General features: G+C 74.5%; 8 protein-coding genes. 2 read left to right on the forward strand and 6 right to left on the reverse strand.

The genetic code is table 11. The features are described from left to right. Window positions 1–5 precede the first annotated feature (5 nt). From kdpB to kdpF, 3 genes are read right to left on the reverse strand one after another with little or no spacing between them, the layout of a single operon-like run. A complete protein-coding gene (gene kdpB / locus AB2L27_RS17580; protein ID WP_370442793.1) occupies window positions 6–2,117 on the reverse strand; it encodes a potassium-transporting ATPase subunit KdpB in 2,112 nt (703 codons plus the stop codon). Continuing rightward, entirely contained in the window at window positions 2,114–3,787 is a 1,674-nt protein-coding gene (gene kdpA, locus AB2L27_RS17585) for a potassium-transporting ATPase subunit KdpA (RefSeq protein WP_370442794.1), read from the reverse strand. Before kdpA ends, kdpB begins: the two co-directional genes overlap by 4 nt. Before the next feature lie 10 nt (window positions 3,788–3,797). Next, a complete protein-coding gene (gene kdpF, locus AB2L27_RS17590) occupies window positions 3,798–3,887 on the reverse strand; it encodes a K(+)-transporting ATPase subunit F (protein WP_370442795.1) in 90 nt (29 codons plus the stop codon). A 325-nt stretch (window positions 3,888–4,212) separates the two neighbouring features. Between kdpF and AB2L27_RS17595 the strand changes: the two genes are divergently transcribed. Further along, window positions 4,213–7,299 carry a DEAD/DEAH box helicase gene (locus AB2L27_RS17595; protein ID WP_370442796.1) on the forward strand — a complete coding sequence of 1,029 codons (3,087 nt, stop codon included), beginning with the start codon at window positions 4,213–4,215 and terminating at the stop codon, window positions 7,297–7,299. After that, the gene (locus tag AB2L27_RS17600) at window positions 7,299–8,120 is read left to right on the forward strand and encodes an SWIM zinc finger family protein (RefSeq protein ID WP_370442797.1); all 822 of its coding nucleotides are present in this window, start codon (window positions 7,299–7,301) and stop codon (window positions 8,118–8,120) included. The genes AB2L27_RS17595 and AB2L27_RS17600 overlap by 1 nt, the downstream gene beginning before the upstream one ends. Here the strand turns inward: AB2L27_RS17600 and AB2L27_RS17605 are convergent. The 3 genes from AB2L27_RS17605 to AB2L27_RS17615 form a co-directional block, all read right to left on the reverse strand. Next, window positions 8,105–8,839, reverse strand: coding sequence for a glutamine amidotransferase (locus AB2L27_RS17605; RefSeq protein WP_370442798.1), 735 nt, complete (start codon window positions 8,837–8,839; stop codon window positions 8,105–8,107). The genes AB2L27_RS17600 and AB2L27_RS17605 overlap by 16 nt on opposite strands. A 37-nt stretch (window positions 8,840–8,876) precedes the next feature. After that, window positions 8,877–9,773, reverse strand: a complete 897-nt coding sequence (locus AB2L27_RS17610) for a CARDB domain-containing protein (protein ID WP_370442799.1) — start codon at window positions 9,771–9,773, stop codon at window positions 8,877–8,879. A 136-nt stretch (window positions 9,774–9,909) separates the two neighbouring features. Then, complete coding sequence (locus AB2L27_RS17615) at window positions 9,910–11,616, reverse strand: glycerol-3-phosphate dehydrogenase/oxidase (RefSeq protein WP_370442800.1); 1,707 nt, start codon at window positions 11,614–11,616, stop codon at window positions 9,910–9,912. Window positions 11,617–11,675: the final 59 nt, after the last annotated feature.

Genomic DNA, 11,675 nt, shown 5'->3' on the forward strand with positions numbered 1-11,675 from the left:
GGTTCTCAGCCGATTCCGGGGATCTGGGAGACGAGCAGGTCCAGGAGCTTGATGCCGGCGAACGGCACGACGACCCCGCCGAGGCCGAACACGAGCAGGTTGCGGCGCAGCAGGGACGCGGCGCTGGAGGGCCGGTAGCGGACCCCGCGCAGGGCCAGCGGGATGAGCGCGACGATGACCAGGGCGTTGAACACGACGGCCGAGACGACGGCCGACTCCGGCGTGGCCAGCCGCATGACGTTGAGGACGTCGAGCTGGGGGAACGTCGTGACGAACATCGCCGGGATGATGGCGAAGTACTTGGCGATGTCGTTGGCGATGGAGAACGTCGTCAGCGCCCCGCGGGTGATGAGCAGCTGCTTGCCGATCTCCACGACCTCGATGAGCTTGGTCGGGTCGGAGTCCAGGTCGACCATGTTCCCGGCCTCCTTGGCCGCGGTCGTCCCGCTGTTCATGGCCACCCCCACGTCGGCCTGGGCCAGCGCCGGGGCGTCGTTCGTGCCGTCGCCCATCATCGCCACCAGCCGCCCGCCGGACTGCTCGGCGCGGATGAGGTCGAGCTTGTCCTCCGGCGTCGCCTCGGCCAGCACGTCGTCCACCCCGGCCTCGGCCGCGATGGCCCGGGCGGTGCGCTCGTTGTCGCCGGTCACCATGACGGTGCGGATGCCCATGGCGCGCAACTGCTCGAACCGTTCGCGCATCCCCTCCTTGACGACGTCCTTGAGGTGGATGACGCCGAGGACGCGGGCCCGACCGCCACCGTTCGTCACGACGTGCTCCGCGACGACCAGCGGGGTGCCGCCGGCGGTGGAGACGTCCTCGACGACCTGGTCGACCTCGGCCGGGACGTCCCCGCCCAGGGTGCGGACCCAGTGCGTCGCGGCGGCCGCGGCGCCCTTGCGGATCTTCCGGGTCCCGCCGCCGGTGACCAGGTCCACGCCCGACATGCGGGTCTGGGCGGTGAACGGCACGAACTCGCCCCCGGGCAGTTCCCCCTCGGACCGGGCGCGCAACCCGAACCGCTCCTCGACCAGCACGACGACGGACCGGCCCTCGGGGGTGGCGTCGGCCAGGCTCGACAGTTGCGCGGCGTCGGCCAGGTCCGCCGGCGTGACCCCGGGCGCCGGGAGGAGTTCGTGCGCCTGCCGGTTCCCCAGCGTGATGGTGCCGGTCTTGTCCAGCAGCAGCGTCCCGACGTCACCGGCGGCCTCGACCGCACGCCCCGACACGGCCAGGACGTTGCGCTGCACGAGCCGGTCCATGCCGGCGATGCCGATGGCCGACAGCAGCGCCCCGATGGTCGTGGGGATGAGGCACACGAGCAGGGCGACGAGCACGACGGTGCTCTGCGGGCGGCCGGAGTACACCGCCATGGGCTGCAGGGTCACGACGGCCAGCAGGAACACCAGGGTCAGGGCGGCCAGCAGGATGTTCAGCGCGATCTCGTTGGGGGTGCGCTGACGCGCCGACCCCTCCACGAGGGCGATCATCCGGTCGACGAAGCTCTCCCCCGGCTCGGCGCAGATGCGCACGACGATGCGGTCGGACAGGACCGTCGTGCCCCCGGTGACGGCGCTGCGGTCGCCGCCGGACTCGCGGATCACCGGGGCGGACTCCCCGGTGATGGCCGACTCGTCGACGCTGGCCACCCCCTCGACGACGTCGCCGTCACCGGGGACGGTCCCACCGGCCTCGACGACGACGAGGTCGCCGACGCGCAACCGGCTGGAGGCGACCTGCTCCTCGTCCCGGCCGTCCACGAGACGCCGCGCGACGGTCTCGCTGCTGACCTTGCGCAGCGACGCGGCCTGGGCCCGGCCACGCCCCTCGGCCACGGCCTCGGCGAGGTTGGCGAACAGGACGGTGATCCACAGCCAGGCGACGACGACCCACGAGAACACCGACGGGTCGGTGGCGGCCAGGACGGTCGTCAGCACCGCGCCGACCGCCACGACGAACATCACGGGGGTCTTGGCGAGGTGGCGCGGATCGAGCTTGCGGACCGCGTCGGGCAGGGACCGCACGAGCTGCGCCGGGCTGAAGGCGCCGCTGGAGACGCGGTGCGGGGTGGGGGGTTCGGGCTGCGTGGTGGTGGGGGGACTGGTGAGGGTGCTCACGACTGGGCTCCGGTGAGGGCCTCGGCGATCGGGCCGAGGGCCAGGGCGGGGAAGAACGTCAGGGCGGTGACCACGACGACGACGGCGAGGTGCATGCCGGCGAACGTCGGGGTGCGGGTCGGCAGGGACCCGGCCGTCTCGGCGGCCGGCCGCTGCCGGGCGAACGCGCCGGCCAGGGCCAGCACGAGGACGAGGGGGGCGAAACGGCCGATGGCCATCGCCAGGCCGAGGGCGGTGTTCCAGAACGGGGTGTTCGCGCTGAGCCCGGCGAACGCGGACCCGTTGTTGCCCGCGGCCGAGGCGAAGGCGTAGAGGACCTCGGACAGGCCGTGGGGTCCGGTGTTCAGCACCGCCGACCGGGTCGCCTCGCTGGACAGGGCGATCGCCACCCCGGTCAGGAGGGCGAACGGCGTCGCCAGCAGGTACAGGGCCGCGACGGTGATCTCGCGCTGGCGGATCCCCTTGCCCAGGTACTCCGGTGTCCGGCCCACCATGAGCCCGGCGACGAACACCGTGACGACCGCCAGGACGAGCATCCCGTACAGGCCGGAACCGACGCCGCCGGGGGTGACCTCGCCCATCATCACGGTGAGCATCAGCATCCCCCCACCGGCCGCGGTGTAGCTGTCGTGGAAGGAGTTCACCGCACCGGTGGAGGTCGAGGTCGTCGCGGTGGCGAACAGCGCGGACAGCCACTCCCCGAACCGGGTCTCCTTGCCCTCCAGGGCCGCACCGGCGGCCTGCGGGACGGTGCCGAGGGCGTGGGTCTCGGCCCAGGTGGTGACCGTCAGGGAGATCGCGAAGACCGCCCCCATGACGGACAGGACCGCCAGGCCCTGCCGGTGGTCGCCCACGAGCGTGCCGAACGCGCGGGGCATCGAGAAGGGGATGGCCAGCAGCAGGAAGACCTGGAACAGGCTGGCGACGGCGTTCGGCCCCTCGAAGGGGTGCGCGGAATTGGCGTTGAAGAACCCCCCGCCGTTGGTCCCCAGTTCCTTGATGGCCTCCTGGGAGGCGACCGGGCCGCCGACGATCGTCTGGGACCCGCCCGCGAGCGTCGTGTAGGTCGTGGCTCCCGAGAAGTTCTGCACCACCCCGGTCAGCAGCAGGACGACCGCGGCCACGAAGGACAGCGGCAGCAGGATGCGCAGCACGGCGCGGGTGAGGTCGACCCAGAAGTTCCCGATCGTCCCCGTCCCGCGCGCCACCAGCCCGCGGACGAGGGCCACGGCCACGCAGATGCCCACGGCGGCGGACAGGAAGTTCTGCACCGCGAGCCCGGCCATCTGCACCAGGTGCCCGAGGGCGGACTCACCGGAGTAGGACTGCCAGTTCGTGTTCGTCACGAAGGACACGGCCGTGTTCCAGGCCTGCGAGGGTTCCATCGCCGGCATGCCCAGCGACAGCGGCAGGAACTGCTGCAGGCGCAGGAACGCGTAGAGGAACAGGACCGAGACGGTCGAGAACCCCAGGACGGACAGGGCGTAGGTGGGCCAGCGGGTGTCGGCCTCCGCGTCGACGCGCAGCAGCCGGTACAGGCCGCGCTCGACCCGCAGGTGCCGCGTGCTCGTGAACGTGCGGGCCAGGGCGTCGCCGAGCGGCACGTGGACCGCGGCGAGCAGGAGGACGAGCAGGCCGATCTGGAGCAGGCCCGCGGTGGTGTCGGTCACGGGTTCTCCGTCAGTGCTTCTCGGGACGCAGCAGGGCGTGCAGCAGGTACGCGGCGAGCGCGACGGCGAGCACGAGGCTCACCGCCGCCGTGGCGCTCACCGGCGCTCCAGGGCGCGCACCAGCAGGGCGCCGGCGGCGGCGAGGGCGAGGGTCAGGGCGGTGAACCCGACGTCGGGCACGGGGACTCCAGGGTGAGAGCGGGGCGGAACCCGACCACCACAGCACCGCGCGGCGGTCCCGCCGGCCGTCCTGACGCGTCCTTGACGGTGGGGGCGTCCCCGTTGACGCCTCCCTGGCGCCGGGCCGACGGGCACCCGAGGGTCCCCGGGGGAACGCGCTCGTCGGCGCACCGTGCAGCCGTGGGACCCGTCCCGGTCCCGGCACCGCGGCCGGGGGCGCGCGCCGGAACCCGTACGCTGCGCGGGTGCTCGTCGTCCACGGCCTCTGGACCCGCGAACACCGGTTGGCCCTGTGGGTCGAGGCGCCGCGGCGCCGGCCCGGCCCGGCCCGCCCCGCCGACCTGGCCGCGCTCGCGCGGACCCGGCCCGCGCTGGCGCGGGCGCTGTCCGGCCCGACCATCGGACCGCTCACCGTCTCCCTGCCCTGCACCCCGTCCGGCCGGCCCGCCGCGTCCGTGTCGCGGCCCCGGGCGGACCTGCGCCTGCTGCCCGTGGACCTCGACGTCGTCGAACTCGCCGGTGAGCGGGCCGTCACCCTGCTCACCGACCTGGACGACGCGCCGGGTGAGGAGGAGGGGGTGCGGCTGTCGGACGGCCTGCGCTGGCTCGGGCACGTCGCCACCGGCGCGCGCCGGGCCGTCGAGGCCGGGCACGTCCTGCCCGACCTGCAGCCCACGGCCGACGGCGGGTTCACGGCCCGCTGGGTGCCCGCGCCCGACCGCGCCCTCGGCCGGTGGCGCACGGCGGTGGCCCAGGCCTGCCCGCCCGTGCTGCGCGCCGAGGGGTCCGGCCCCGGGCCGGCGCAGGGCCCTCCGCAGGCCCTGGACCTGCTCGAGGACGTCTGCGCCCTCGTCGTCGACGTCCTCGTGGCGGCCCGCACGGCGGCGGTCGTGCCGCACGACCTGCCCGGGGGCGCCGGGCCGCGCGCGTGGCTCACCGCCCTGCGCACCGGTGCCACCCTGCGCGGGCCGGGGTGGCCGGCCCTGGCCCGCCGGGTGCGGGAGTGGCAGCGCAGCGGTGAGGACGGCGGCTGGGACGTCCTGCTGCGCGTCGTGGAACCCGACCCGTGGGAGGACGTGCCCGACGGGCTGGCCGACGGTCACCTGGACCCGGCCGCGCAGGAGCAGACCCCGGACCAGCGCTGGCGGTTGCAGGTGCGGCTGCGGCCGCTGGACGACCCGAGCCTGGTGCTGACGCTGGAGGAGGCCCGGGCCGAGAGCAGCGCGGGGGGCTCGTCCGGGGGTGCGCGGGAGGGCGAGGACCCGCTGCTCGTCCTGCTGACGGGCGCCGCCCGCGCCGGGGCCGCGCACCCGCCGCTGAAGCGGCTGCTCGGCGGGCGGACCGACGCGGCCGCCCAGGACGGGATCGAGCTCTCCATCGAGGAGCTGCTCGACCTCGTCGAGCACGGCGGCCCGCGACTGAGCGCCGCCGGCGTCGGGTTGCAGCTGCCGCGGCACTGGACGAGGAAGGCCCTGACGTTCTCGCTGTCGGCCTCGGCCGCCCAGCCGGGGGCCGTCACCGACCCGCAGGTGCGCAAGGACGACCTGCTCGACTTCCGCTGGCAGGCGGCCCTGGGTGAGTCCCCCGTCACCGAGGCCGAACTCCTGGCCCTGGCCGCCGCGAAGTCCTCCCTCGTGCGGTTCCGCGGCGAGTGGGTGCAGGTGGACCCGCAGGCGCTGGCCCGCAGCGCGCGGTTCCTGCGCACCCGCGGCAGCGGCCGGGCCTCGGTGCTGGACGTGCTCGCCGCCGTCGGGACCGGGCGGGACCTGCCGGGTCCGGTGACCTCGGTCGACGCGCGCGGGGTGCTCGGGGACGTCCTGTCCGGGCAGGCGGCCGAGCGGCTGCCGGAACTGCCCGACCCGCCGGGTCTGCACGCCGTCCTGCGGCCCTACCAGCGGCGCGGGCTGACGTGGCTGGCGACGATGTCCCGGCTCGGGCTGGGCGCCGTGCTGGCCGACGACATGGGGCTGGGCAAGACGCTGCAGCTGCTGGCCCTGCTCGCCCACGAACGGGGTGAGGACGCCGGGCCCGGGCCGACGCTGCTGGTGTGCCCGATGTCGGTGGTCGGGAACTGGGCCGCCGAGGCCGCGCGGTTCACCCCCGGCCTGCGCGTGCACGTCCACCACGGCCCCGGCCGCCGGCGCGGGGCGGGGTTCACCGCCCTGGCCGCCGGGCACGACCTCGTCGTCACCACGTACGGGCTGCTCGTGCGCGACGTCACCGACCTGGCCGCCGCCGACTGGCACCGCCTGGCCCTCGACGAGGCCCAGCACGTCAAGAACGCGAACACCCGGCAGGCGCGGGCGGTGCGGGCCGTGGGGTCGCGCCACCGCGTCGCCCTGACCGGGACACCGGTGGAGAACCGCCTGGAGGACCTGCGCGCCGTCCTGGACGCCACGAACCCCGGTCTGCTCGGCAGCGCCGCGACGTTCCGCGACCGGTTCACCGTCCCCATCGAGAAGCTCGGTCACGCCGAACCCGCCCAGCGCCTGGCCCTGGTGACCCGCCCGTTCGTGCTGCGCCGCGTCAAGACCGACCCGGCCGTGGCCGGTGACCTGCCCGAGAAGATCGAGATGACGGTGCGGGCCAACCTCACCACCGAGCAGGCCGCGCTGTACCGGCGGGCCGTGGACGACCTCACCGAACGGTTGCAGGACAAGGATTCCGACCCCGGCGGGCTGTCCCGGCGCGGACTCATCCTCGCCGCGCTGACCCGGTTGAAGCAGATCTGCAACCACCCCGCGCACTACCTGGGCGACTCCTCGCCGGTCCTGCACCGGGGCCGGCACCGCTCGGGCAAGCTGCAGCTGCTGGACGACATCGTCACCTCCGCCCGGTCCGAGGGCGAGAAGGTGCTGTGCTTCACGCAGTTCGCCGAGTTCGGCCACCTGCTCGCCCCGCACCTGGCAGGTCTCACGGGGGAACCGGTGCCGTTCCTGCACGGCGGGGTGAGCCGGCACGGGCGCGACGCGATGGTGGCCGAGTTCGGCGGGTCCGACGGCCCCGGTGTCATGCTGCTCTCGCTCAGGGCCGGGGGGACGGGGCTGAACCTGACGGCCGCCAACCACGTCGTGCACGTGGACCGGTGGTGGAACCCGGCCGTGGAGGACCAGGCCACCGACCGGGCGTTCCGCATCGGGCAGCACCGGCAGGTGCAGGTCCGCAAGCTCGTCAGCGTGGGCACCGTGGAGGAACGGGTGGACGCCGTCATCAGCCGCAAGCGCGACCTCGCCGACCGGGTCGTCGGCAGCGGTGAGGGCTGGATCACCGACCTCGACACCGACGCGCTGCGCGAACTGCTGCGGCTCGGCGACGACGCGGTGGGTGAGTGATGGACTCCACGCGCTCGTTCGGGGAGTACGGCAGGCGGCGGCCCGGGGGCGGGGCGAAGCTGCGCTCCCGCCGCGGGCGCATCGCGCAGAACTGGTGGTCGCAACGGTTCGTCGACGCCCTCGAGCGCGGCGGCGACCGCGGCCGGTTGCAGCGCGGGCGCACCTACGCCCGCGCCGGGCAGGTCCTCGACCTGCGTCCCCGTCCCGGGGCGGTCGGGGCCCGCGTCCAGGGCTCGCGCCCGCGCCCCTACCTCGTGGAGGTGACCGTGCGCCGCTGGACCCCCGCCGAGGTCGACGCCGTCGTCGCCACGGTCGTGGAGAACCCGCTGCTGCTGGCCCCGCTGTTCTCCGGCGACGTCCCCCCGGGCCTGGTCGACCTGCTCGCCGGCATCGGGGTGGACCTGCTGCCGGGCGAGGCCGAGGTCACCTACGACTGCAGCTGCCCCGACGGGTCCGAACCGTGCAAACACGCCGCCGCCGTCGTCTACGCGCTGGCCGAGCAGCTCGACGCCACCCCGGCCACGACCCTCGCGCTGCGCGGGGTGGAACTGCCCGACCTGCTGCGCCGCATCACCGACGCCGCCTCCGGGCCCTCCGCACCGGTCGAGGACCTCGCCGTGCACGTCGGTTCGTTCCACCGGCTCGCCGGGGACCTGCCCGAGCTGGGGGTGCGCCGGCGGGTCCCGGCGCGGACCGTGGCCGACGACCTCGAGGAGGCCGTGCTCGGCCCGGGGGCGGCGGGCACCGCGGACGCGCTGCGGGTCTGGTACGTGGCCCTGGACGCCCAGGACCAGGCGGGCGGGGGTCAGTCGCGGGCGTAGCGCGCGACGAACCGCCGCCACACCTGCGGGGCGAAGGGGGCCGTGCTCAGGCGCAGGCGGGCGGCGAGGGCGTCGAACTCGGCGGGGTCGAAGTAGCCCTCGTCCCGGTACACCCCGCACCGCTCGACGAAACCCTCGGCGTCCAGCTCGGGGTGGAACTGCGTGGCGTACACGTTGCGCCCCACGCGGAACGCCTGCACCGGGCACGGCGCGGACGTCGCCAGCAGCACCGCCCCCGGCGGGGTCGCGCGCAGCGCCTCCTTGTGCCCGACGTAGGCGTCGAAGACGTCCGGCAACCCGCCGAACACCGGGTCCTGCCGGCCGGCGCCGGTCAGCTCGACCGGGACCGTGCCCACGGGTTCGGCGTGCTCGCGGTCGACCGTCCCGCCCCGGTGCACGCCGAGGGTGCCGATCCCGTAGCAGGCCCCCAGGAACGGGACGTCGCGGGCGACGACCTCGTCGAGCAGGGCCGACAGGTCCGCCTCGACCCGGCGCTGGACCGCGGACTTGGCGGTCTCGGGGTCGGACGTGCAGTACGGGCTGCCACCGAGCACGACCCCGGAGTAGGCGTCGAGGTCGAGGCGGGGCAACGGCCGGCGTTCGAGCCGGACCCGTTCCAGCTCACCGGGTCCCAGGCCGCCCTCGCGCACGAACGCGGCGACCTCGGAGGCGGCCACCGCGTCGTCCTCGCGGGTGGCCAGCAGCAGGAACGGTCTCACCCGCGCACCCTAACGAGCGCGGGCGGGACCGTCCGGTTCAGGGCACGACGTCGAGGTCCACGTCGACGGGGGTGCTCACCGAGGCGACCTGCCGCTCGGTCCCGGTGCTGGACGTGGTGTACCGGCTCGTGCGGACCGAGGTCGCCGCGAAGCGGGTGAAGGCCGCCGTCTGCCCTGCGGCGCAGGTGATCGGCAGCCCGCCCTGGACGGCGTACAGCACCGGGGAGAAGCTGACCCCCGTGCGCACCCGCGTGGCCCCGGCCGGCACGGAGGCGAGGCCGCCGGTCCACTTCGTGCCGGCGAAGGTGTCGTTGCCCACCGTCCGCGTCCCCAGGAACCGCTCGCTGCCGTCGGTCAGGCCACCGTCGGCCGCCAGGCACCCGCCGAAGAGCCTGCCCGTCACCGACGTCGCCGTCCGCGACGGTGCGGGCAGGGGCGCCAGGGAGGCCACGACGCTCTGGCCCTGCACGCGGTTGGCGATGCCCGCGCCCACCGTGAACGAGGTGTCGCGGACGTTGTTCTGCTCGTCCGCCTCCCGGACGCGCCCGGCGTCGTCGACGACGGCCCGCAGCACGTGCCGGCCCGCGGTCGCGGTCCAGGTCGCCGAACCGGCCGGCCCGCCGACGGCCTCCAGGGTCACCCGCTCACCGGGCTGCAGCGCGGCGGTGAACTGGTCGGACCACGTGACGAGCCGGCCGTCGACCTGGAACCCGATCCCGCTGATCGTCCCCGCCGGGGTCGGTGCGGTCCCCCGGTTCTGGATCGTCACCCCGAAGCGGACAAGCTGCCCGGCAACGGCTCCCGGCGGCACGACGACCGCCGTCACCACGAGGTCGGGGGCCGGGGCGGCCGCGCTGACGGCTCCCGCCCCGGCCACCGACCCCACCACGACCGCACCCGCCACCAGCACGCGGACAGCCTTCGACCAGCTCATGAGAAACCCCCGGACCCTTCGTCCCCCGGCGCGACCCCCCGTCGCGCGCTGCACACCGTAGACCCGCGCAGGGGCCGCAGGGGTGGGTTCGGGGAAACCGGGAAACCCGGGGGACGAGAGGACCGGGGGACGGACCTCAGACGGGGACGATCTCCGGGGCCTGCAGCCGCACCGCGTCGGCGGAGGCGTCGTCGGGCTGCTCCTGGGAGGCCCGTTCGGCGGCGACCCGCTGCTGGTACGTCGCGACCTCCGTGGCGCGCCGCTCGTCGTCCCAGCCCAGCGGACCGGCCACGAGGTCGGCCACGAGCTCGGCCGATTCCGTCCCGCGGTCGTAGGTCTCGATGGAGATGCGGGTCCGGCGGGCCAGGACGTCGTCGAGGTGGCGGGCCCCCTCGTGCGTGGCGGCGTAGACGATCTCGGCCTTCAGGTAGTCGTCGGCGTGCGGCAGCACCTCACCCAGCGTCGGGTCCTGCGCGATGAGCGCGAGCACCTCGTCGATCGCCGAGCCGTAGCGGCCCAGCAGGTGCTCGACGTGGTCGACGTGGATCCCGGCGCGCGCGGCCAGGGCGTGCCGCTGGTTCCACAGCGCGTGGTACCCCTCGGCGCCGACCATCGGCACGTTCTCCGTGGTCGAGGCGGGCACCTTGCCGTCCAGCCCCTCCACGGCGACGTCCACGGCGTCCTTGGCCATGACGCGGTACGTCGTGTACTTGCCGCCGGCGACGACGACCAGACCCGGCACGGGGTGGCCGACGACGTGCTCGCGCGAGAGCTTGGAGGTGGACTCCGACTCCCCCGACAGCAGCGGCCGCAGGCCCGCGTAGACGCCCTCGACGTCCTCGCGGGTCAGCGGGGACTTCAGGACGGAGTTCGCGTGCTCCAGGACGTAGTCGATGTCGGCGCTGGTCGCGGCCGGGTGCGCCTTGTCCATCGTCCAGTCGGTGTCGGTGGTGCCGATGATCCAGTGCCGGCCCCACGGGATGATGAACAGGACGGACTTCTCCGTGCGCAGGATCATGCCGGTCCTGGACTGGATCCGGTCGCGCGGCACGACGAGGTGGATGCCCTTGGAGGCCCGCACCTTGAACTGCCCGCGGGCGTTGACCAGTTCCTGGGTCTCGTCGGTCCACACGCCGGTCGCGTTGATGACCTGCTTGCTGCGGACGCGGACCTCGGTGCCGGTCTCCAGGTCGACCAGCACGGCCCCGACGACGCGCTCGCCCTCGCGGATGAACTCCTTGACGCGCGTGCGGTTGGCGATGAGCGCCCCGTACGTCGCCGCCGTGCGGGCGATCGTCATCGTGTGCCGGGCGTCGTCGACCTGGCCGTCGTAGTACTGGATGGCCCCGACCATGGCGTCCTTGCGGATGCCGGGGGCCTCCCGCTGCACGCCCTTGCGGGTCAGGTGCCGGTGCAGCGGGAAACCCTTGTTGTTCCCGCTGGACAGGGCCATGCCGTCGTACAGCGCGATGCCGGACCCGACGTAGGGGCGCTCGGCGAAGCGCTTGGACAGCGGGTACAGGAACGGCACCGGCTTGACCAGGTGCGGGGCCAGCTTGTTGCGCAGCAGGCCGCGTTCGGACAGCGCCTCGTGCACGAGGGCGAAGTCGAGCATCTCCAGGTAGCGCAGGCCACCGTGGATGAGCTTGCTCGAGCGGCTCGAGGTGCCCGAGGCCCAGTCGCGCGCCTCGACCATCGCGGTCCGCAGGCCGCGCGTCACGGCGTCCAGCGCCGCCCCCGTCCCGACGACCCCGCCGCCGATGACGAGGACGTCGAGCTCACCTTCCGCCATCTCGCGCAGCGCGTCGTCCCGTGCCTGCGGTGACAGTGCCTTGATCTCCACGTCCTGCTCCTCAGCCTCTCCCGTACCGGTCGTTCTCCATGGTGGGCGCCGGGCGCGCC

It is taken from the genome of Kineococcus halophytocola (assembly GCF_041276425.1).
Lineage (GTDB): Bacteria > Actinomycetota > Actinomycetes > Actinomycetales > Kineococcaceae > Kineococcus > Kineococcus halophytocola.